The following is a 20,758-nucleotide window of genomic DNA, read 5'->3' on the forward strand; positions in this document are numbered from 1 at the left end:
TTACTTCACTTCCATCCCTTTCGCCTGCAGGTCAGCATGGTAAGACGAACGGACGAACGGTCCGCAGGCCGCATGGGTAAAACCCATCGCCATGGCTTCTTCTTTCATCTCTTCAAATTCGTCCGGGCTGACATAGCGCTGAACGGGCAGGTGGTGACGGCTCGGCTGCAAATACTGTCCCAGCGTCAGCATAGTCACGCCGTGACGACGCAGATCGCGCATCACTTCAATGATTTCCGCATTCGTCTCACCGAGACCCACCATCAGACCGGATTTGGTCGGGATCTCCGGATGCGCTTCTTTAAAGCGTTCCAGTAATTTGAGCGACCAGTTGTAGTCAGCGCCCGGGCGAACCTGACGATAAATACGCGGCACGTTCTCAAGGTTATGGTTGAAAACGTCCGGCGGAGTGGCGGTCAGAATTTCCAGAGCACGATCCATACGACCGCGGAAGTCGGGGACCAACGTTTCAATCTTAATCGTAGGACTTTTCTCACGAATAGCGGTAATGCAATCGGCAAAGTGCTGAGCGCCACCGTCACGCAGGTCATCACGGTCAACTGAGGTGATAACGACATAGCGCAGGGCCATGTCGGCAATCGTTTGTGCCAGCTTAACCGGTTCGTTGGCGTCCGGCGCCACAGGGCGGCCGTGGGCCACATCACAGAACGGGCAGCGACGGGTACAAATAGCGCCGAGGATCATAAACGTGGCGGTACCGTGGTTGAAACACTCCGCCAGGTTTGGGCAAGAGGCTTCTTCACAAACAGAATGCAGGCCATTCTTACGCATTGCTGCTTTGATGCCCTGGATACGAGTGGAGTCCGCTGGAAGCTTAATTTTCATCCATTCCGGCTTGCGCAGCAGGGCTTCGCGCTCTGTTGCCACATTTTTGACCGGGATAAGGGCCATCTTATCGGCATCGCGGTATTTAACACCGCGTTCCATCACAATGGGTTTACTCATAGCGTGCGTGTTCCAGTTGCGAATAACGAGGGAAAGCGTTTTGATTCAAGGGAATGTTGTATTTATCAACTATTTTTGAATTCACTACACGCAGTATATCATTTAAACGGGCCTGAAAGCAGCCTGAGTGACCGGCAAAATGTAAAATAGTTGTTGTTTTGTGCCATTTGCCTGGCATCAGTTTTGACCGGGTCGCAACATTTCTTTTTCAGAAGGCGTCGCGGATCACTGCGATGACGTTCTCCAGTACCGGATCGCGTAAGCTCAGCTTGTTGTAATGCAGTGAGAAGTCGATTTTCTCATGGTTCAGGGATGGATGGGGGATCCGCTGAAGCGGCCAGCAGTGGCTGAACAGCGTGAAGAAACGCGCGGGCATAATACCCACCAGATCGCTGTGAGCAATGAGTGATGCCAGCGTGAAAATATTGTAGCTGCTAAAGCTGATTTGCCGATCGGGGAACAATTCCTGGATACGTTGGCGCAGGAGCGTGAAGCTTTGTCCTTCGATCATCAGCAGACTATGTTCAGCGTCATCGAGGGCTTCAGGGGTCAGGGTACGCGTCAGGGAAGGGTGATTCTGGCGGCAGACCAGTTCGATTTTGTCAGAAAACAGAACATGGTTCTCTACTGCGCGGTTGCTGTAGATGTGGTTATCAATAATCAAATCACTCTGAAACTGACTGAGTTGCGTTTCGGCATCATGGACGGGAATGTTACGCAGATGCAGTTGTGGATGGCTCGTTTTGATGGCGTGATAAATTGTCGGCATGACCAGCGCGCCGATAGACGGAGTGGTCCCGATAGTTATCGTCCGTTGTTTATCGTAGCTGCCGGTGAGATCCAGCGCGCCGAGAATGGATTCCAGCCCCTGGCTGATATACTCATGCAGATGGGTGGCATAAGTCGTGGGCGTCACGCCCTGGCCTTTTCGAATAAACAGGGGATCGGGAAATATTGTGCGCAGTTTCTGAATGGACTGGCTGATCGCTGAAGGAGTCAGATTGAGAACTTTCGCGGCGTTGACGATTCCTTTATGAACATAAACGGCTTCAAAAATAGTCAGCAGGTTCAGGTCTATATTTCTCAGCGTTCTGAAAATTTGCGGCTTATCTTCGGGTCGGTGTTCGTAGAAATGTCCTTTCGGCTTACTATTTTCACTCACGTTCTAACTCCAATTTAATTCACTTTATAAATAATAGTGATGCTTGTATTTGTTGTAAGCATGCGTTTTGCACCACTATTGTTCATCTCGCGGTATCGATAACCTTTTTTATAGCAATGGATTGAAGGTTTAACGTTCGTATAAAGAAAAATCCTACGTCGCTTTTATGACGGAGAAAACTCGTTAAAAATTCAAACTAAGACAAACAGAAAATATAGAAACCAGGAGACATTGTAAAGCATTTGAGCCGGAAGGGTGACAATGGCCCCCGATTTTTTGGGCCATTGCATTCAATAAGTTAAGCGGAAATATATTCGTAAGGGGGATTATTTAGCAGTGCTAAAATATTGGCTAATAATCGTGGTCGGATATTATCTGTCGTGGCCTGGCTATCCCATTGAGATATTTTTGCCATTTCCATGCCGGCATAACCGCAGGGATTAATTCGTAAGAAAGGCGAGAGATCCATATTAACGTTTAATGCCAGTCCATGGAATGAGCAACCGCGACGAATACGCAAACCGAGGGAACATATTTTCTTTTCACCGACATAAACACCAGGGGCATCTGCACGCGGGTGAGCGTCAATATCCAGTTCAGCCAGAGTATTCACGACAGTCTGTTCCAGCAACGTGACCAATTCCCGCACGCCCAGTTTACGTCGCTTCAGGTTCAACAAAACGTACATAACCTGTTGACCTGGCCCATGGTAAGTGACCTGCCCACCGCGATCGCTTTGAATGACCGGAATATCGCCGGGCATTAAAACATGTTCCGCTTTCCCTGCCTGACCCTGGGTGAAAACCGGATAGTGCTCAACCAGCCAGATTTCATCGGGAGTCTGTTCATCGCGGGTGTTGGTAAAGTCGTGCATGGCCTGGGAGACGGGTTCGTAGGGTTGAAGACCGAGCTGGCGGACCAGTATTTTATCCTGAGACAAAACAGCATCTCCGTAGAGAAGTAATCAATGGGGGAGAGAAGTATATCACAGTGAAGAGGAGGCGAGGTGGGCGCCCGAACATGGTCGGGGCCCGAACCTGTATTACAGAACCATACGGACGATTTCGATGTTACCGAGTTCTTCGTACAGCGTTTCAACCTGCTCAATATGGGTCGCGTTGATGGTAATCGAGACCGAGTGGTAATTGCCTTTGCTGCTGGGTTTTACCGTCGGAGAGTAATCACCTGGCGCATGGCGCTGTACCACTTCAACCACCTGTTCAACCAGCTCAGGTAACGCCTGCCCCATAACTTTGTAAGTAAAAGGAGTAGGGAATTCAAGCAGTTCGTTAAGTTTGGTTTTCATGTCAGCTCCGGCGTAACGTAAATAAATAACAACTCCCGCCAGAGGGCGGGAGTTTTACTGATGCTTAGTATATGGGGATGGAAATCACACTTTCAAGTGTTCAATTTTTAACCAAACCAGTGATGGAACATTAACTTAATGTAATCAATGATTTTGCTGAAGAAGTTACCTTCCGGGATTTCCTGCAGCACGACCAGAGGGCGCTGCTCAATGGTTTTACCGTCAAGCTGGAAGTTGATGGTACCGACCACCTGATTTTTCTGCAGCGGCGCATGCAGCTCCGTGCTGTTCAGTACATAGCTGGCTTTCAGGTCTTTCATACGGCCACGCGGAATGGTCAGATACACATCTTTATCAACCCCTAAGGAGGCGCGATCGGTATCACCAAACCAGGACGGTTCAGAGGCGAATTCTTTGCCTGCTTTCAGCGGGTTAACCGTTTCGAAGAAACGGAAACCCCAGGTCAGCAGTTTTTTGCTTTCCGTCTCACGTCCTTTATAGGTACGCCCGCCCATGACCGCGGAGATCAAACGCATCTGACCTTCGGTCGCCGAGGCCACCAGGTTGTAGCCTGCTTTATCGGTATGACCAGTCTTGATGCCATCTACTTTCAGGCTGTTGTCCCACAGCAAACCGTTACGGTTCAACTGACGGATGCCGTTAAAGGTGAACTCTTTCTCTTTATAGACGGAATATTCGTTAGGAACGTCGCGGATTAGTGCTTGTCCAATCAGCGCCATATCACGAGCGGAACTGTACTGACCGTCGGCATCCAGACCGTGAACCGTCTGGAAATGGGTATTTTTCAGACCCAGCGCATTCACATAGCTGTTCATCAGACCGACAAACGCATCCTGACTGCCCGCCGCAAAGTCTGCCATCGCGACGCAGGCGTCGTTACCAGACTGCAGGTTAATCCCGCGAATCAGTTGCGATACCGGAACCTGCATGCCTGGCTTCAGGAACATCAGCGATGAGCCTTTAAAGACCGGATTACCCGTGGCCCAGGCATCATTACCGATAGTGACCAGATCCGTTTCTTTAAATTTGCCCGCTTTCATTGCCTGACCGATAACGTAACTGGTCATCATTTTGGTCAGACTGGCCGGGTCGCGACGCGTATCGGCGTTTTGTTCCGCCAGCACTTTACCGGAGTTATAGTCAATGAGGATGTAAGACTCCGCGTCGATCTGCGGAACACCCGGGATCATGGTTTTGATATTCAGGTCATCGGCATGCGCGCCTGAAATAGCGGCTGTACAAAGAGCCGTGGTGAGCGCCATGCGCTGCAGGAAACGAGCGGAAAAAGTGGTCTTCATGGTCTGAACTACGACGTCCGTGATGGAATTAAAAAAAGTGCCCTACTATAGCAAATGCAATACCGGCAGGCATCTGACTTTCCGCATGACTTTGTTAACGTAGTTAACGTCATTTACAGAAACTGACACTTCAGATGCCCTTGTTACGTTACTGTGCGCCGGTAATGAAGGACTGTAATTGGGCTTCAGATTGTAAGCGCTGCTGCAGCGCACTGGCTTGTGCTTTACTGGCAAACGGCCCGAGCTGAATACGCCACACGGCGCCGTTCTGCGTGACGCGTCCAGGTACGCCAAACTGCTGGCCTAAGCGCTGTTGATATTGTTGGGCACGCCCCTGATCGCTCACCGCGCCGACCTGGACTACGTAACTGCCGCTGGCCGAAGCGGCGGCAGGCGCAGCCGTCGCAGCGGGTGTTGCTGCCGGTGCACTGACTGGTGCGCTAACGGGAGCTGCAGCCGCGGGCTGTGGCGCTGGCGTCGGTTCACTGCCTTCCAGTACACCTGCTGCCAGAGTCGTCGGGGCACCCAGGAACCCACTACTCTGAACCGGTGCGCCGGCATTATCTTCACTTTGTAAGGTGGAATTGCTGATGGCGCGAACGTCACCCTGAGGCTGCATCGCTTCCGGTGCGGAGGAGGCGCTGCCCATGCCGCCGCTCAGATCCGGACGTGAGGGCAGGGCATAAGTCTGTTTGGCCACGGTGGTACAGGCCATACCCGGACCAGACAATGAACCATCCTGTGCGACAATAATTGGGTCGATACGCACTTTGGTGTTATTGGAGGTGTTCAGACGGTCGGCAGCGGCACGCGACAGCGAAATCACGCGATCGTTGCCATAGGGACCTCGATCGTTAATGCGCACCACGATCATCCGTCCATTGGCGAGGTTAGTGATCCGCGCATAGCTCGGGATCGGTAACGTCGGATGCGCAGCGGTGAGCTGCATAGGATCGAACGCTTCGCCTGAGGCGGTCAGATTGCTACCGGGCTCGGCATCGTAGATCGCCGCGAACCCTGCCTGACTAAAGCGCGAGACATCCTGCACTATCTTGTAGCTCTTCCCGTCTCGCTGATAATCCTGATTAGCGCTCGGGTTGAGAGGTTCAAAACGCGGATCGGCTCCGCTGATTTCAACGACGGGCCCATTACATACCGCCGGTTGCGGCGCGACGGTGTTCTGTTGCTGACCATCATCACTCGTACATGCCGCGAGCAGCATAATTCCTGCTACGACGCAGACTCCAGGCAACTGCTTACGCATTGCGCACCCCTTACACGCTTTTCGATAACATTTTTCTGTGGGTGTGGATCGACATGACAATCCCGAACCCGGCCATCAACACGATCAGTGCTGAGCCTCCGTAACTGACCAACGGAAGCGGAACGCCTACAACAGGCAGAATCCCACTCACCATACCAATATTAACGAAGACATAAACGAATAAAATCAACATTAAGCCACCGGCCATCACGCGACCAAAGGTGGTTTGTGCGTGGGCGGCGATCCACAGGCCACGCATAATCAGCAGTATATACAGCGCCAGCAGGATCAGTATCCCAATCAGACCCAGCTCTTCCGCCAGGACAGCGAAGATAAAGTCGGTGTGGCGTTCGGGTAAAAATTCCAGTTGCGACTGGGTACCGTGTAACCATCCCTTACCGCTCAGACCGCCGGAACCAATCGCAATTTTAGACTGAATGATGTGGTAACCGGCACCCAACGGGTCGGTTTCCGGGTCGAGTAACATCATTACACGCTGACGCTGATAATCGTGCATCAGGAAGAACCACAGGATCGGAATGAACGCCGCGAGCAGCAGCACAGCGACGCCAATTAAACGCCAGCTCAGACCCGAGAGGAACAGCACGAACAGGCCGGAAAGCGCGACCAGAATCGAGGTCCCGAGGTCAGGCTGTGCCGCCACCAACAGCGTCGGCATAAAAATCAGCACCAGCGCGATGGCCGTGTTCTTCAGGGACGGCGGACAGACGTCGCGGTTGATAAAGCGTGCGACCATCAGAGGAACCGCGATTTTGGCGATTTCAGAAGGTTGAAAACGTACAATGCCGAGATCCAGCCAACGCTGCGCGCCTTTGGATATTGCCCCGAATGCATCGACCGCCACCAGCAGAATAATACAGAAAATATAGAGATACGGCGCCCAACCTTCATAGACGCGCGGCGGGATCTGGGCCATGACCACCATGATCACCAGCCCCATCGTAATCTGACCGACTTTACGCTCCATCATGCCAATGTCCTGGCCGCTGGCGCTCCAGATAACCAGTGAGCTGTAAACCAACAGCGCCAGCAAAATCAGTAACATGGTGGGATCAATATGGATTTTATCCCAGAATGTTTTTTTGTTCGGATTATCCGTCATGGTTATTGATCCTCCGCCGCTGCAACCGCCGGGTTTTCCGCTGGCAGATCGGTGTTGTTATCGCCCAACATGATGTGGTCAAGAATCTGACGCATAATGGTCCCCACCGCCGGGCCCGCTCCCCCGTTTTCCAGGATGATGGCGACGGCCACCTGCGGGTTGTTATACGGTGCAAATGCGGTCATCAGTTTATGGTCACGCAGACGCTCGGCAATTTTATGCGCGTTATAGGTTTCATTGGCTTTCAGGCCAAAGACCTGTGCGGTACCGGATTTAGCGGCAATTTTATATGGCGCGCTGGCAAAATATTTATGCGCGGTCCCGTTGCCACGGTTGGCGACGCCATACATGCCGTCTTTCGCCAGTTCCCAATAACCAGAATGAATATCGCCGACCGGTGGCTCCTGCGGTTGTACCCAGGGAACCTTCTTGCCGTTTTCTGCGGTACTCATCAGCAGATGAGGCACCTTCACGACGCCGTCATTAATCAGGATCATCAGCGCCTTACTCATCTGAATCGGCGTTGCCGTCCAGTAGCCCTGACCGATGCCGACCGGAATGGTATCGCCCTGATACCAGGGTTTTTTAAAGCGTTTGAGCTTCCATTCGCGGGTAGGCATGTTGCCGGAACGCTCTTCCGCCAGGTCGATACCGGTATAGTGACCGTAACCGAATTTGCCCATCCACTCGGAGAGGCGATCGATCCCCATGTCATAGGCGACCTGATAGAAGAAGGTATCCGCCGATTCTTCCAGTGATTTAGTAATGTTCAGGTGTCCGTGACCCCATTTCTTCCAGTCACGGTAGCGTTTTTCCGAGCCGGGCAACTGCCACCAGCCAGGGTCAAACAGGCTGGTATTTCGGGTGATAACGCCCGCGCTTAATGCAGACACCGCGACATACGGTTTTACCGTCGACGCAGGTGGATAAACTCCCTGCGTTGCGCGGTTGACCAGCGGCGTGTTCGGATCGTTAAGCAAACCGGAATAGTCTTTACTGGAGATACCATCGACGAACAGGTTCGGGTCGTAACTGGGCATCGAAACCAGCGCCAGCACGCCGCCAGTGCGCGGGTCGGTGACCACCACGGCCGCGCGGCTACCGGCAAGCAGCGTCTCGATATACTGCTGCAGTTTGAGATCCAGCGTCAGGTAGATGTCGTGTCCGGCCTGTGGGGGGACTTCTTTGAGCTGACGGATGACGCGGCCACGGTTGTTGACCTCGACTTCCTCGTAGCCGGTTTGACCGTGCAGCACATCTTCGTAGTAGCGCTCAATCCCCAGTTTCCCGATGTCATGCGTCGCGGCGTAGTTGGCCAGTTTGCCGTCTTTATCCAGTCGCTCAACGTCTTTATCGTTAATCTTCGACACGTAGCCAATGACGTGGGTAAGTGCGGAACCGTATGGGTAGAACCGGCGCTTATACCCTTTCACTTCCACACCCGGGAAGCGGTACTGGTTCACGGCAAAACGCGCAACCTGTACTTCGGTGAGGTTGGTTTTGACGGGAATAGAGGTAAAGCGGTGGGAACGTGCGCGCTCTTTCTTGAAGGCGGCAATATCGTCATCGGTCAGGTCGACAACGCTGCGCAGGGCATCCAGCGTTTGCTGCACGTTATCAACCTTCTCGGGCATCATTTCGACCTGATAAATGGTGCGGTTCAGGGCGAGAGGAATGCCATTACGGTCATAAATAATGCCGCGGCTGGGGGCGATAGGCACCAGCTTAATCCGGTTCTCATTCGAGCGAGTCTGGTAATCGGTAAAACGGACGATCTGCAAGTTATACAGATTGGCGATAAGCACGCCGGTGAGCAGTAAGATACCCAAAAAAGCGACCAGCGCCCGGCGCACAAATAGCGCGGACTCAGCCGTATAGTCGCGAAAAGAATTCTGTAATTTCATCCGCTGCTTAGTCTACTCAAGCTCAATGATCACTCACGGTGATAAGGGTGATTAGTGGTAATGCTCCACGCCCGATACAGGCTCTCTGCCACCAGCACCCGGACAAGCGGATGGGGAAGCGTGAGTGCAGAGAGCGACCAACTTTGTTCTGCCGCGGCTTTGCAGGCAGGGGATAATCCCTCCGGCCCGCCAATTAACAGGCTGACATCACGACCGTCCAGTTTCCAGCGTTCCAGTTCGGTCGCCAGTTGCGGCGTGTCCCAGGGCTTACCGGGTATATCCAGGGTGACGATGCGATTTTTGCCAGCGGCAGCCAGCATCTGCTCACCCTCTTTGTCGAGAATACGCTTGATATCCGCGTTCTTGCCGCGTTTGCCGGCCGGAATTTCGATCAGCTCAAAAGGCATGTCTTTGGGAAAACGCCGCAGGTACTCGGTAAAACCGGTTTGTACCCAGTCGGGCATTTTCGTGCCTACCGCGACAAGTTGAAGCTTCACGCATTAACTCCAGAGTTTTTCCAGCTCATACAGGCGACGGCTCTCTTCCTGCATAACGTGGACAATCACTTCACCCAGGTCAACGACGATCCAGTCGGCGACGCTCTCACCTTCCACGCCCAGCGGCAGCATTCCCGCAGCGCGAGATTCCTGCACGACGTGGTCAGCAATAGACATAACGTGACGGCTGGAAGTACCGGTACAGATGATCATGCAGTCGGTGATACTGGATTTGCCCTGAACGTCTAAGGCGATGATGTCCTGACCTTTAAGGTCATCAATTTTGTCGATAACAAAATCCTGGAGTGCTTTACCCTGCAAGTTTTCCCCCTGGGTGCATGAATGAGTATTAATAAGCCTGTCAGTATACCTGAACCCACCGGCTTTTCGGGACAAATGTCACCGGGCGACTTTGGAAAGTGGGCTATCATCCCACCCCATGCAACAGAATGCATCGCCATTTTTGTAAAACAATTTCTGCAAAACGCTGAAGGGTGGGAAAAGTCTGGCAGCGGAGAATAGCAGCCTGTCCGGGGGTGTCAATGGGCGGAGCGTTGCTGGCAGTAAAAAACAGATATTTTACTCGCCGGGCGTCCATATCGCTCTGCTGTTGAGAACCCGAAGCGTGGCAAAATCGCCAGTAAAATCAATGGCACTCCAGCAGCCTTGCTCAACGCGAAAATGCCACATCGCCGCGGCGGGCATGGCAAGCAACCGGGCGATTAACAGGCTGAGAACACCCTGATGGCTGACTATCAGCACATGATCATGGTGCTGATAGTCAGCGAGGATCGAAATTGCCTGCTCAACGCGCTGGGCGAAAGCCTGAAATCCTTCCCCATTGGTGGGAACGGCATTTTGCCAGTCGTTGCACCAGGCCGCGTAGTTTTCGGCATCTTCGCGGGCCAGATCCTGGTGATGACGCATCTCCCAGTCACCAAAAAACATCTCATTGAGCTCAGGCTTCACCTGTAGCGGCAGTTCACGTCCCTGAAGCACTAAGCGCGCCGTGTGCTGCGCGCGCTCCAGCTCGCTACACAGCACCTGCTTAAAGGGAACCTGGCGAAGCAATGTATTCAGCGTTTGCGCCTGCGCCACGCCGCGCCCGGTCAACGGTGTGGGGGCATGACCGCTGTACAAACCCGCCACATTAGCCTCGGTTTCACCATGACGAACTAACCAGAGTCGCATTTATCCCTCGTGATACGTATTCGCGCAAAACATGATATTCGCCCTGAATGCGCGCGCTAATTTCTCTAAAATAGCCTCTTTTGCCAGGAGCGGCACGATGTCTCTATTCCAAAGCGCCCACGGCGGTAATATCCGTGAGGCGGCTGAGTTCCTCGGGATCTCGCCCGAGAAGTTGCTGGATTTTAGCGCGAATATTAATCCACTGGGTATGCCTGAAACGGTAAAACGCGCCATTGTCGACAATTTACACCTTGCCGAGCGCTATCCTGACGTCGATTACCGCCACCTGCATCAGGCACTGGCCCGACATCATCAGGTTCCCGTCGAATGGATCCTCGCCGGAAACGGTGAGACGGAGTCGATCTTCACCCTGGTAAATGGTTTGAAACCGCGGCGAGCGATGATCGTCGCGCCGGGATTTGCCGAATACCGCCGCGCGTTGCAGTGGAGCGAATGCGTCATTGATACGTTCATGCTGCGTGAAGAGGATGGCTGGCAACTGACCGGGGCGATTCTCGATGCGTTAACGGCAGAACTGGACTGTCTGTTTTTGTGCACGCCTAACAATCCCACCGGATTACTGCCGGAGCGGGCGTTACTCGAGGCGATTGCCGGGCGCTGTCAGGCGCTAAATATTGCGCTGATTCTTGATGAAGCATTTATCGATTTTATCGCAGACGAAGCGGGATTTATTCCGCTGTTAAAGGATAACCCGCATATCTGGGTTCTGCGTTCACTGACAAAATTCTATGCCATCCCGGGACTGCGGCTGGGATATCTCCTTAACAGCGATGTGCAGGCGGTCGCGGCGATGAGGGCGCGCCAGATGCCGTGGTCGATCAACGCTTTTGCTGCACTGGCAGGGGAACAGGTGCTGGAGGATACCGCGTATCAACAGGCGACATGGCAGTGGTTGCGGGAAGAGGGCGGACGTTTTTATCAGCAGCTGTGTGCGCTGTCGGGACTGACGGTCTATCCCGGTCAGGCGAATTATCTTCTGCTGCGTTGCGAAACCGATCTCCAGCGCGCTTTGCTGACGCGACATATTCTGATCCGCAGTTGCGCCAATTACCCAGGTCTTGATGGACGCTATTTCCGCGTGGCAATACGCAGTCAGGAAGAGAACAACCGCCTGCTGGCGGCGTTAACCGAAGTACTTAGCGATACAGTCCATGCTCATTGATATAGTCCAGCACCGCGTGCGGCATCAGATCATCACACGGTTCGCCGTTTTCCAGCCGCTCGCGGATGATCGTGGCGGAAATATTGAACCACGGCGTCTCGGCGAGATAAATTTTCCCTGCCGGTAGCTGGTGCAGATCGTCCGGCGTATTCGTCAGATGTTGATCCAGCCAATGCTGATGCTGTTCCTGCGCCATTTCAAGCGGATAGCCCGGACGGCGGCAGACAATCAGATGGGTATTGTCGAGAATGGTTTCGTAGTCGTGCCAGGTCGGGAAGGTCAGCAACGAGTCCTGGCCGATGATAAACGCCAGTGGGGCATCTGGACCTTGCTCTTCACGCCAGGCCTTTAGCGTTTGCGCCGTATAGGAAGGGGTGTCGTGCTTTAGTTCGCGCTCATCAAGGATAAACAACGGCTTGTCGGCAATTGCCAGTTCAAGCATAGTTTTGCGCTGTTCACTCGTCGCCTCTGGCTGCGGGCGATGAGGGGGAACATTATTAGGCATCACGATGACCCGTGATAAACCAATCAGATTGGCCAGCGTTTCCACGGGTTTGAGGTGACCATAGTGCACCGGATCAAAGGTGCCGCCAAAGAGTGCCTGTAACGATTTCATATCAGCCATCAATAAAAACTTCAGCCAGCGCTTTGTGGCAAATCAGCAGTGAGAGCCCTTCAAGCTCCGCCCAGACCGACTGGCCATAGTCCTGCTTCAGCGTGATTTCCGTACGTGTCAGTAACTGGACCGCCTGACGTAACTGCGCCGGACTCAGTCGGTTCAGCGCGTCGCCAATCATGCCCCGACGGTTTTGCCAGACGCGATGCTTATCAAAAAGCGTGCGCAACGGGGTATGGGCCGACTGGCGTTTCAGCGTAACCAGCAGCAACAGTTCACGTTGCAGGGTTCGCAGCAAAATAACCGGTTCGCTGCCTTCCAGACGTAACTGCTGAAGAATGTGCAGTGCGCGCTTACTTTTGCCCATGATCAGCGCATCCACCCAATGGAATGGGGTGAAGTGGGCGGCATCATTAACGGCCTGCTCGACGCGAGGCAGGGTGAGCTTTCCGTCGGGCCACAGTAACGATAAACGCTCCAGTGCCTGCGCCAGCGCCAGCAGGTTACCTTCATAGCAATAGCACAACAGTTGATTTGCTGCGTCGTCCAGCTGCAGATTATTTTGTTTTGCGCGCGCCGCCACCCAGCGGGGAAGTTGCGCCTGCTCCGGCGTCTGACAACTGATCTGTACGCTTCGATCGGTCAGCGCTTTAAACCATGCGGCATTTTCCTGGGCTTTGCTGAGCTTGTTACCGCGTACGATCAGCAGCAGATCGTCATGCAGCAACTGAACCAACGTCGCCAGTTGTTCATTAATCGCGGCATTCGGACCGTTTTCGGGCAGCAGCAACAACAGCGTCTGACGGCTGGCGAACAGACTCATCGCCTGGCATTGCGAGCACAATGCGTTCCAGTCGGTATTGTTGTCGAGAGTAAACGTGTGGTGTTCGTCGAACCCCTGCGTTGCCGCAACCTGACGGATGGCATCCTGGCCTTCCTGCAACAACAATGGGTCATTTCCAAGGAGCAGATACGCCGCGCGCAACCCTTCAGAGAGTTGCGCGCGGAGTTGTTCAGGGTACAACCGAATCATCAGTTACCCAGCGTGCTGGAGACACGCGTTGAAGAGGAAGCGGGTGCCGCTTCTTTATCGTCAACGGCAACCTCTTCTTGCGATGAGAGACGATCCGCAGCATGTACGCTTGGCAGCTTACGAATTAATTGCTCCGCCGCTCTGTCGTACATTTCTTTGATGATCATATCCTGCTCGTTATCCTTCGCCAGCGCCATCTGTGGGTTGTCGAAGAACGAACGGAATACCCGGACGCTGATAGGATAAATATCGTGACCAGGAATCAATACTGACGCATTAACCGTCATAATCATCTGATATTCCGCTGTCTGCCCATTCTGGAAGACAGATGCGGTATCTTTCGAAATGCTGACCCGACCCAGACGCAGAGACGGTACGTCTTTACGCAGCGTACTCTTATCCAGCAGCTCAACGTCGTTCAGACGCAGTTGGTTACGCACCGCACGGCTTAGCGGACCGTTCGGATCCCCCGTGTCCAGAATCATGGTTTTCATGGTGTCCGGTACCTGCGTGGTATTGCGCAGGTGCCAGCCACATCCGGCGGTGGTTAACACCGCCAGAGATAACAACAATGTTGCCAGATATCGCACGCTTCCTCCCGCGCTTAGCCAACGACCAGATTGAGGAGTTTACCCGGTACGTAAATCACTTTACGCACGGTAACGCCATCAAGATATTTAGCGACCAGATGTTCCTGTCCCGCACGTTCACGAACCTGCTCTTCTGTCGCATTCACCGGAACGGTGATTTTACCGCGCACCTTGCCGTTAACCTGAACCACGACCAGCGTGGAGTCTTCGACCATTGCGGCGTTGTCCGCGACCGGCCACGGCGCGTTGTCGATGTCGCCTTCGCCTTTCAGCGCCTGCCACAGCGTAAAGCAGACGTGTGGGGTGAACGGGTTAAGCATCCGGACTACTGCCAGCAGCGCTTCCTGCATCAGCGCGCGATCCTGCTCGTCATCCTGCGGGGCTTTCGCCAGCTTGTTCATCAGCTCCATCACGGCGGCAATCGCGGTGTTGAAGGTCTGACGGCGGCCGATATCATCGGTCACTTTGGCGATCGTTTTGTGTACATCGCGACGCAGCGCTTTCTGATCTTCTGTCAGCGCGTCAACGTTCAGCAGCGCAACATCGCCACGGGAAGTGTGTTCATACACCAGTTTCCAGACACGTTTCAGGAAGCGGTTAGCGCCTTCCACGCCGGACTCCTGCCATTCCAGCGTCATATCAGCCGGAGAGGCGAACATCATAAAGAGACGCACGGTATCCGCGCCGTAACGCTCAACCATTACCTGCGGGTCGATACCGTTGTTTTTCGACTTGGACATTTTGCTCATGCCGGTATACACCAGCTCATGGCCCGCCGCGTCTTTCGCCTTCACGATACGGCCTTTCTCGTCGCGTTCAACGATCGCATCCACCGGAGAAACCCAGTTACGCTCGCCGTTTTCGCCCACATAGTAGAACGCATCCGCCAGTACCATCCCCTGACACAGCAACTGTTTCGCCGGTTCGTCAGAGTTCACCATGCCGGCATCGCGCATCAGTTTGTGGAAGAAGCGGAAGTAGAGCAGGTGCATGATGGCGTGTTCGATGCCGCCGATATAGATATCAACCGGCAGCCAGTAGTTTGCCGCTTTGGAATCCAGCATCCCTTCCTGATACTGCGGACAGGTGTAGCGCGCATAGTACCAGGATGACTCCATAAAGGTGTCGAAAGTGTCAGTTTCGCGCAGTGCAGGCTGGCCATTAACGGTGGTTTTTGCCCATTCAGGATCGGCTTTGATCGGGCTGGTGATGCCGTCCATCACGACATCTTCCGGCAGGATCACCGGCAATTGATCTTCCGGCGTTGGCAGCACGGTGCCGTCTTCCAGCGTGACCATCGGGATCGGTGCCCCCCAGTAACGCTGACGGGAAACGCCCCAGTCGCGCAGACGGTAGTTGATCTTACGCTCGCCCACGCCTTTGGCGGCCAGCTTATCGGCAATGGCGTTGAAGGCCGCGTCGAAGGCCAGACCGTCAAATTCGCCAGAGTTAAACAGAACGCCCTTATCGGTCATCGCCTGTTCGGAAAGATCCGGCTCTGAACCATCGGCTGCCAGGATAACCGGTTTAATGGTTAAGCCGTATTTGGTGGCAAATTCGTAGTCGCGCTGATCGTGACCCGGTACGGCCATGACCGCGCCAGTGCCGTATTCCATCAGCACAAAGTTAGCCGCCCAGACCGGGATTGCTTCGCCAGTCAGCGGGTGAACCGCCTTAAAGCCGGTATCGACGCCTTTTTTCTCCATGGTCGCCATGTCAGCTTCGGCCACTTTGGTGTTACGGCATTCGTCGATAAAGGCTGCCAGTTCAGGGTTGTTCTCTGCCGCTTTCTGCGCCAGCGGGTGACCAGCGGCAACCGCCAGGTAGGTGGCACCCATAAAGGTGTCCGGGCGGGTGGTGTAAACGGTCAGCGTGTTGTCATAATCGTTCACGTTGAAGGTGATTTCCACGCCTTCAGAACGACCAATCCAGTTGCGCTGCATCGTTTTCACGGTGTCAGGCCAGTGATCCAGTTTATCCAGATCGTTGAGCAGTTCATCGGCATAGGCGGTAATTTTAATAAACCACTGTGGGATCTCTTTACGCTCAACTTTGGTGTCGCAGCGCCAGCAGCAGCCGTCGATAACCTGTTCGTTCGCCAGTACGGTCTGATCGTTCGGGCACCAGTTGACCGCAGAGGTCTTTTTGTAGACCAGACCTTTTTTGTACAGTTCGGTGAAGAATTTCTGCTCCCAGCGATAGTATTCCGGGGTACAGGTCGCCAGCTCGCGGCTCCAGTCATAGCCAAAGCCCAGCATTTTGAGCTGGTTCTTCATGTAGGCGATATTATCGTAGGTCCACGGTGCTGGCGCGGTGTTGTTTTTCACCGCCGCGCCTTCTGCAGGCAGGCCGAATGCGTCCCAGCCGATAGGCTGCAGCACGTTTTTGCCCAGCATGCGCTGATAACGGGCGATCACGTCACCGATGGTGTAGTTACGTACGTGGCCCATGTGTAGTCGACCAGAAGGATAGGGAAGCATAGACAGGCAGTAATACTTCTCTTTGCTCTCGTCTTCGGTAACTTCAAATGTGCGCTTCTCATCCCAGTGAAGCTGTACTTTGGATTCTATCTCTTCCGGGCGGTATTGCTCTTGCATGGCAGCCAGTGGTCCTGTTTTCAATACAGCTACAAACGTAGCTTCGATGTGGTGTTTCAGATCCGCATAGCATAGCCCAAACGCCCGCGTCAAAACAGCCTTTCGCGCATTCAGGTTCGAATTCACGCCACGATAATCCTTGCACGAATTTACACACTCTGTGGACAGTCTTGCAAAGCGTAACCCAAATAACGTCTATTATTATAGACAGTTAACGACCCAGGAGGCGAAACGATGAACAAGGTTGCTCAATACTACCGTGAACTGGTGGCGTCATTAAGTGAACGTCTGCGCAATGGCGAGCGTGATATCGATGCGCTGGTGGAACAGGCGCGGCAGCAGGTTTTGCAGGCCGGGGAGTTAACGCGAACCGAAGTGGACGAACTGACGCGCGCTGTCAGACGTGACCTGGAAGAGTTTGCCATCAGCTACGAAGAGAGTCTGGAAGAGGAGTCCGACAGCGTCTTTATGCGGGTAATCAAAGAGAGCCTGTGGCAGGAACTGGCGGATATCACCGACAAAACGCAGCTCGAATGGCGTGAAGTGTTTCAGGATCTAAGTCATCACGGGGTATATCACAGCGGCGAAGTGGTGGGGTTGGGCAATCTGGTCTGTGAGAAGTGTCATTTTCACTTGGCGGTGTATACGCCGGATGTGTTGCCATTGTGCCCAAAATGTGGACACGACCAGTTTCAGCGTCGTCCGTTTGAACCGTAATCTAGTCTGATGCCGAGGTTGACGCATCTTATCAGGCCTACGATGACTCATTACGTAGGCCGAATAAGCGTCAGCACCGTCCGGCATTGGTCATGCGTAAAACTGTAGCCGTTCTGCCAGCAGGTCTACAAATCCCTGACGATCGACATCCACCATCACGGTGGCATTCGGTTTATTGCCCGTCAGGAAGTAATAGTCCACCACGGTCATCCCCTGAGTGTATTTCCCCTGAGTTTCCACCCCAACCCAGCGTTCAACGGTGGTAAACAGTTCGGGTCTCAACAGCCAGGCGATGGTGCACGGGTCGTGCAGCGGTGCGCCGATAAATCCCCATTTCTCGTCTTTATGATACTCGAGGAAGAAGTCGAGTAGTTCAGCAACGATCGTGGAAACCGGGTTACCAATGGCGCGGAAGCGTTCGGTATCTGCGACATGAATTTGTGCTTTATGCGTGACGTCCAGACCGGCCATCACCACCGGAATCCCCGACTGGAAGACGATTTCTGCGGCTTCAGGGTCGACATAGATATTGAATTCGGCGGCAGGCGTCCAGTTGCCCAACCCCATCGCGCCGCCCATGATCACGATACGGGCGATTTTGTCACGCAGTTCAGGATGGCTGTTCAGCAACAGTGCGACGTTGGTTTGCGGCCCGGTTGAGACAAGGGTGACCGGTTGTGTGCTCTCGCGCAACGTCTTTGCCATCAGCTCAACGGCGGTGCATGGCTGCGGCGCAAAGGCGGGTTCCGGTAGCGCCGGGCCATCCAGTCCGCTTTCACCGTGGACGTTATCGGCAATGATCAGTTCACGCATCAGGGGCTTGGGCGCGCCGCCCGCCACTGGAATGTCCGTGCGGTTCAGCAGCGTTAACATTCGCAATACGTTGCGTAGCGTTTTATCGGGTGTCTGGTTTCCTGCGGATGAGGTGATGGCTTTAACGTCAAGTTCCGGTGAGGCGAGGGCGAGAACCAGTGCGATCGCGTCATCATGACCCGGGTCGCAATCTATGATTATTGGCAGTGCCATTGTTGCTCCTTATGAATGCTACATTGTGGCAAGGGTAACGCTGGGGTGAAAATGATTCGAGGAGCGAGGCAAGAAAGCGTGAGATGGCGCGCACTCTGACATGCGCGCCGAAAAGATTAATGCAGGATTTTGGCGAGGAAGTCTTTTGCGCGTTCGGATTTCGGGTTAGCGAAGAACTCTTCTTTCGGTGAGTCCTCAACGATTTTCCCTTCGTCCATAAAGATCACCCGATTCGCCACTTTGCGGGCAAAGCCCATTTCATGGGTCACCACCATCATGGTCATCCCTTCGTTGGCCAGTTCAACCATAACGTCCAGTACTTCGTTGATCATCTCTGGATCAAGCGCCGAAGTGGGTTCATCGAACAGCATGGCGATAGGATCCATACACAGCGCGCGGGCAATCGCCACACGCTGCTGCTGGCCGCCGGAAAGCTGCGCTGGATATTTATTGGCATGCGCGGCAAGGCCCACGCGTTCCAGCAACTTCTGCGCTTTTTCACGCGCCGGGGCTTTATCACGCTTAAGCACTTTTACCTGCGCCAGGGTCAGGTTTTCAATAATCGACAGATGCGGGAACAGCTCAAAGTGCTGGAACACCATCCCGACGCGTGAGCGTAACTTCGCCAGATCGGTTTTTTTGTCGTTGACCATAATACCGTTCACGGTGATTTCACCTTTTTGCACCGGCTCCAGGCCGTTAACGGTTTTGATCAGGGTCGACTTTCCGGAACCTGACGGGCCGCAGACGACCACCACTTCGCCTTTTTTCACTTCCGTGGAGCAGTCGGTCAGCACCTGAAAGTGACCATACCATTTAGAAACATTTTTCAGGGTAATCATTAAACTGTCCTTTTCTTCAAATAGCTGACCAACAACGACGCGCTCAGGCTGATAACAAAGTAAACGGCACCGGCAAACAGGATCATTTCGACCTGTGTACCATCACGCTCGCCAATCGTAGACGCAGTGCGGAAGAAATCCGCGAGACTTAAGACGTACACCAGAGACGTATCCTGGAACAGGACGATGCCCTGCGTCAGCAGCAGCGGTACCATCGCGCGAAACGCCTGCGGCAAAATGATGAGCTTCATTGACTGCCAGTGGGTCATCCCCAACGCCAGCGCCGCACTTGACTGTCCGCGGGAAATACTCTGGATGCCCGCACGGATAATTTCGGAGTAATAGGCGGCTTCAAACATCGAAAATGCGACCATTGCTGAAATCAGGCGAATATCGGTTTTCGGCGACAGCCCCAGTACGTCCTGTAATAGCCCCGGCACAATCAGATAGAACCACAACAGTACCATCACCAGCGGGATGGAGCGGAAGACGTTAACGTACGCTTTAGCAAACCAGGCGACAGGCGCAAAACTGGAAAGGCGCATAACGGCGAGAATAGTGCCCCAGACAATACCGATAATCACCGCGGTGACGGTAATTTTCAGCGTAATGAGCAGCCCATCCAGCAGATAGGGCAGGGAAGGGACAATTGAACTCCAGTCGAATTCGTACATTATTTGCCTCCCAGATTGCCAGGCAGGCGGATTTTACGTTCCACCAGACTCATCACCAGCATGATGAAGGCATTAATCAACACGTACGCCAGGGTAATGGCGGTAAATGACTCCCAGGCATGCGCCGAGTAATCGAGCAGCTTCCCGGCCTGCGCGGCCATATCGACCAGACCGATGGTCGAGGCGATGGCGGAGTTTTTCACCAGGTTCATCATCTCAGAGGTCATCGGCGGGACGATCACCCGATAGGCGTTAGGCAACAACACGTAGCGGTAGGCCTGCGGCAGGGTCAGTCCCATCGCGAGCGCTGCGTTTTTTTGACCGCGTGGCAGTGACTGAATGGCGGCACGAACCTGTTCGCAAACGCGCGCGGCGGTAAACAGCCCCAGACAGAGCATGGACGAAACGAAGAACTGAATATTGGGATCCAGTTCTGCCTTAAACCACATGCCAAGATCTTCTGGCAGCAGTTCAGGCACCACCAGATACCAGGTGAAGAACTGGACGATCAGCGGTACGTTACGGAACAGTTCTACATACAGGGTGCCGATCCCGGAAAAGAAGCGATTCGGGACGGTGCGTAAAATGCCAAATAAAGAACCGACCAGGAAGGCAATGATCCAGGCGGTGATGGAAAGTGCGATGGTAACCTGGAAACCGCTCCAGAGCCAGCCGAGATAGGTGGTGTTGCCGAATGGGGCCTGTTGTAAAAAAATGCCCCAGTTCCAGTCTATTGACATACATCTAC

21 protein-coding genes are annotated in these 20,758 nt (G+C 53.7%); 2 read left to right on the plus strand and 19 right to left on the minus strand.

Annotation, left to right across the window (positions count from 1 at the left end):
• From lipA to HVZ37_RS06745, 11 genes are all read right to left on the minus strand, one after another.
• Nucleotides 1-966: a lipoyl synthase gene (gene lipA / locus HVZ37_RS06695; protein WP_044266391.1), complete on the minus strand. Its 966-nt coding sequence runs from the start codon at nucleotides 964-966 to the stop codon at nucleotides 1-3.
• Between the two features lie 208 nt (nucleotides 967-1,174).
• The gene (locus HVZ37_RS06700) at nucleotides 1,175-2,128 is read right to left on the minus strand and encodes a YbeF family transcriptional regulator (protein WP_044256603.1); all 954 of its coding nucleotides are present in this window, start codon (nucleotides 2,126-2,128) and stop codon (nucleotides 1,175-1,177) included.
• A gap of 298 nt (nucleotides 2,129-2,426) precedes the next feature.
• On the minus strand, nucleotides 2,427-3,068 hold the full coding sequence (gene lipB / locus HVZ37_RS06705; RefSeq protein WP_054176130.1) for a lipoyl(octanoyl) transferase LipB: 642 nt from the start codon (nucleotides 3,066-3,068) through the stop codon (nucleotides 2,427-2,429).
• Nucleotides 3,069-3,170: 102 nt separating this feature from the next.
• Entirely contained in the window at nucleotides 3,171-3,434 is a 264-nt protein-coding gene (gene ybeD / locus HVZ37_RS06710; RefSeq protein ID WP_042320704.1) for a DUF493 family protein YbeD, read from the minus strand.
• A gap of 107 nt (nucleotides 3,435-3,541) precedes the next feature.
• Nucleotides 3,542-4,753: a D-alanyl-D-alanine carboxypeptidase DacA gene (gene dacA, locus HVZ37_RS06715; protein WP_043001427.1), complete on the minus strand. Its 1,212-nt coding sequence runs from the start codon at nucleotides 4,751-4,753 to the stop codon at nucleotides 3,542-3,544.
• Nucleotides 4,754-4,901: 148 nt separating this feature from the next.
• The gene (rlpA, locus tag HVZ37_RS06720) at nucleotides 4,902-6,017 is read right to left on the minus strand and encodes an endolytic peptidoglycan transglycosylase RlpA (RefSeq protein ID WP_043001426.1); all 1,116 of its coding nucleotides are present in this window, start codon (nucleotides 6,015-6,017) and stop codon (nucleotides 4,902-4,904) included.
• A gap of 10 nt (nucleotides 6,018-6,027) precedes the next feature.
• A complete protein-coding gene (gene mrdB / locus HVZ37_RS06725) occupies nucleotides 6,028-7,140 on the minus strand; it encodes a peptidoglycan glycosyltransferase MrdB (protein WP_043001425.1) in 1,113 nt (370 codons plus the stop codon).
• Nucleotides 7,141-7,142: 2 nt separating this feature from the next.
• The gene (gene mrdA, locus HVZ37_RS06730; RefSeq protein WP_043001424.1) at nucleotides 7,143-9,044 is read right to left on the minus strand and encodes a peptidoglycan DD-transpeptidase MrdA; all 1,902 of its coding nucleotides are present in this window, start codon (nucleotides 9,042-9,044) and stop codon (nucleotides 7,143-7,145) included.
• 29 nt (nucleotides 9,045-9,073) lie between these two features.
• Nucleotides 9,074-9,541: a 23S rRNA (pseudouridine(1915)-N(3))-methyltransferase RlmH gene (rlmH, locus tag HVZ37_RS06735; RefSeq protein ID WP_003022725.1), complete on the minus strand. Its 468-nt coding sequence runs from the start codon at nucleotides 9,539-9,541 to the stop codon at nucleotides 9,074-9,076.
• Nucleotides 9,542-9,544: 3 nt separating this feature from the next.
• On the minus strand, nucleotides 9,545-9,862 hold the full coding sequence (gene rsfS, locus HVZ37_RS06740; protein WP_012904988.1) for a ribosome silencing factor: 318 nt from the start codon (nucleotides 9,860-9,862) through the stop codon (nucleotides 9,545-9,547).
• A 258-nt stretch (nucleotides 9,863-10,120) separates the two neighbouring features.
• Complete coding sequence (locus tag HVZ37_RS06745) at nucleotides 10,121-10,732, minus strand: adenosylcobalamin/alpha-ribazole phosphatase (RefSeq protein WP_044266384.1); 612 nt, start codon at nucleotides 10,730-10,732, stop codon at nucleotides 10,121-10,123.
• Between the two features lie 97 nt (nucleotides 10,733-10,829).
• Between HVZ37_RS06745 and cobD the strand changes: the two genes are divergently transcribed.
• Nucleotides 10,830-11,915 carry a threonine-phosphate decarboxylase CobD gene (gene cobD, locus HVZ37_RS06750; protein WP_099433804.1) on the plus strand — a complete coding sequence of 362 codons (1,086 nt, stop codon included), beginning with the start codon at nucleotides 10,830-10,832 and terminating at the stop codon, nucleotides 11,913-11,915.
• Here the strand turns inward: cobD and nadD are convergent.
• The 4 genes from nadD to leuS are packed head-to-tail and all read right to left on the minus strand — an operon-like array spanning nucleotide 11,890 to nucleotide 16,751.
• Nucleotides 11,890-12,531, minus strand: coding sequence for a nicotinate-nucleotide adenylyltransferase (nadD, locus tag HVZ37_RS06755; RefSeq protein ID WP_080343225.1), 642 nt, complete (start codon nucleotides 12,529-12,531; stop codon nucleotides 11,890-11,892). The genes cobD and nadD overlap by 26 nt on opposite strands.
• A gap of 1 nt (nucleotide 12,532) precedes the next feature.
• A complete protein-coding gene (gene holA, locus HVZ37_RS06760) occupies nucleotides 12,533-13,564 on the minus strand; it encodes a DNA polymerase III subunit delta (protein WP_044266379.1) in 1,032 nt (343 codons plus the stop codon).
• Nucleotides 13,564-14,154, minus strand: coding sequence for an LPS assembly lipoprotein LptE (gene lptE / locus HVZ37_RS06765; protein ID WP_043001418.1), 591 nt, complete (start codon nucleotides 14,152-14,154; stop codon nucleotides 13,564-13,566). Before lptE ends, holA begins: the two co-directional genes overlap by 1 nt.
• 14 nt (nucleotides 14,155-14,168) lie before the next feature.
• Entirely contained in the window at nucleotides 14,169-16,751 is a 2,583-nt protein-coding gene (gene leuS / locus HVZ37_RS06770; RefSeq protein WP_181628249.1) for a leucine--tRNA ligase, read from the minus strand.
• A 234-nt stretch (nucleotides 16,752-16,985) separates the two neighbouring features.
• On the opposite strand from leuS, the gene HVZ37_RS06775 reads away from it, so the two are divergent.
• On the plus strand, nucleotides 16,986-17,468 hold the full coding sequence (locus HVZ37_RS06775; protein WP_043001417.1) for a zinc ribbon-containing protein: 483 nt from the start codon (nucleotides 16,986-16,988) through the stop codon (nucleotides 17,466-17,468).
• 90 nt (nucleotides 17,469-17,558) lie between these two features.
• Here the strand turns inward: HVZ37_RS06775 and rihA are convergent, their stop codons facing one another.
• The 4 genes from rihA to gltJ form a co-directional block, all read right to left on the minus strand.
• Nucleotides 17,559-18,494 (minus strand): pyrimidine-specific ribonucleoside hydrolase RihA, encoded by a 936-nt coding sequence (gene rihA / locus HVZ37_RS06780; RefSeq protein ID WP_061070380.1) that lies wholly within the window; start codon nucleotides 18,492-18,494, stop codon nucleotides 17,559-17,561.
• Between the two features lie 116 nt (nucleotides 18,495-18,610).
• Entirely contained in the window at nucleotides 18,611-19,336 is a 726-nt protein-coding gene (gene gltL, locus HVZ37_RS06785) for a glutamate/aspartate ABC transporter ATP-binding protein GltL (protein ID WP_043001415.1), read from the minus strand.
• Nucleotides 19,336-20,010, minus strand: a complete 675-nt coding sequence (gene gltK, locus HVZ37_RS06790) for a glutamate/aspartate ABC transporter permease GltK (protein WP_043001414.1) — start codon at nucleotides 20,008-20,010, stop codon at nucleotides 19,336-19,338. Before gltK ends, gltL begins: the two co-directional genes overlap by 1 nt.
• Nucleotides 20,010-20,750, minus strand: a complete 741-nt coding sequence (gltJ, locus tag HVZ37_RS06795) for a glutamate/aspartate ABC transporter permease GltJ (protein ID WP_181628250.1) — start codon at nucleotides 20,748-20,750, stop codon at nucleotides 20,010-20,012. Before gltJ ends, gltK begins: the two co-directional genes overlap by 1 nt.
• Between the last annotated feature and the right edge of the window lie 8 nt (nucleotides 20,751-20,758).

This window comes from Citrobacter sp. RHB35-C17 (assembly GCF_013816795.1).
GTDB classification, from domain to species: domain Bacteria; phylum Pseudomonadota; class Gammaproteobacteria; order Enterobacterales; family Enterobacteriaceae; genus Citrobacter_A; species Citrobacter_A amalonaticus.

What these genes read in the sequence shown, in the direction of transcription:
- holA (WP_044266379.1), bottom strand. Translation starts at nt 13,564, where the DNA reads ATGATTCGGTTGTACCCTGAACAACTCCGCGCGCAACTCTCTGAAGGG.
- HVZ37_RS06775 (WP_043001417.1), top strand. Translation starts at nt 16,986, where the DNA reads ATGAACAAGGTTGCTCAATACTACCGTGAACTGGTGGCGTCATTAAGT.
- mrdA (WP_043001424.1), bottom strand. Translation starts at nt 9,044, where the DNA reads ATGAAATTACAGAATTCTTTTCGCGACTATACGGCTGAGTCCGCGCTA.
- mrdB (WP_043001425.1), bottom strand. Translation starts at nt 7,140, where the DNA reads ATGACGGATAATCCGAACAAAAAAACATTCTGGGATAAAATCCATATT.
- gltJ (WP_181628250.1), bottom strand. Translation starts at nt 20,750, where the DNA reads ATGTCAATAGACTGGAACTGGGGCATTTTTTTACAACAGGCCCCATTC.
- cobD (WP_099433804.1), top strand. Translation starts at nt 10,830, where the DNA reads ATGTCTCTATTCCAAAGCGCCCACGGCGGTAATATCCGTGAGGCGGCT.
- rihA (WP_061070380.1), bottom strand. Translation starts at nt 18,494, where the DNA reads ATGGCACTGCCAATAATCATAGATTGCGACCCGGGTCATGATGACGCG.
- dacA (WP_043001427.1), bottom strand. Translation starts at nt 4,753, where the DNA reads ATGAAGACCACTTTTTCCGCTCGTTTCCTGCAGCGCATGGCGCTCACC.
- gltK (WP_043001414.1), bottom strand. Translation starts at nt 20,010, where the DNA reads ATGTACGAATTCGACTGGAGTTCAATTGTCCCTTCCCTGCCCTATCTG.
- ybeD (WP_042320704.1), bottom strand. Translation starts at nt 3,434, where the DNA reads ATGAAAACCAAACTTAACGAACTGCTTGAATTCCCTACTCCTTTTACT.
- rlpA (WP_043001426.1), bottom strand. Translation starts at nt 6,017, where the DNA reads ATGCGTAAGCAGTTGCCTGGAGTCTGCGTCGTAGCAGGAATTATGCTG.
- lipA (WP_044266391.1), bottom strand. Translation starts at nt 966, where the DNA reads ATGAGTAAACCCATTGTGATGGAACGCGGTGTTAAATACCGCGATGCC.
- nadD (WP_080343225.1), bottom strand. Translation starts at nt 12,531, where the DNA reads ATGAAATCGTTACAGGCACTCTTTGGCGGCACCTTTGATCCGGTGCAC.
- HVZ37_RS06745 (WP_044266384.1), bottom strand. Translation starts at nt 10,732, where the DNA reads ATGCGACTCTGGTTAGTTCGTCATGGTGAAACCGAGGCTAATGTGGCG.
- gltL (WP_043001415.1), bottom strand. Translation starts at nt 19,336, where the DNA reads ATGATTACCCTGAAAAATGTTTCTAAATGGTATGGTCACTTTCAGGTG.
- leuS (WP_181628249.1), bottom strand. Translation starts at nt 16,751, where the DNA reads ATGCAAGAGCAATACCGCCCGGAAGAGATAGAATCCAAAGTACAGCTT.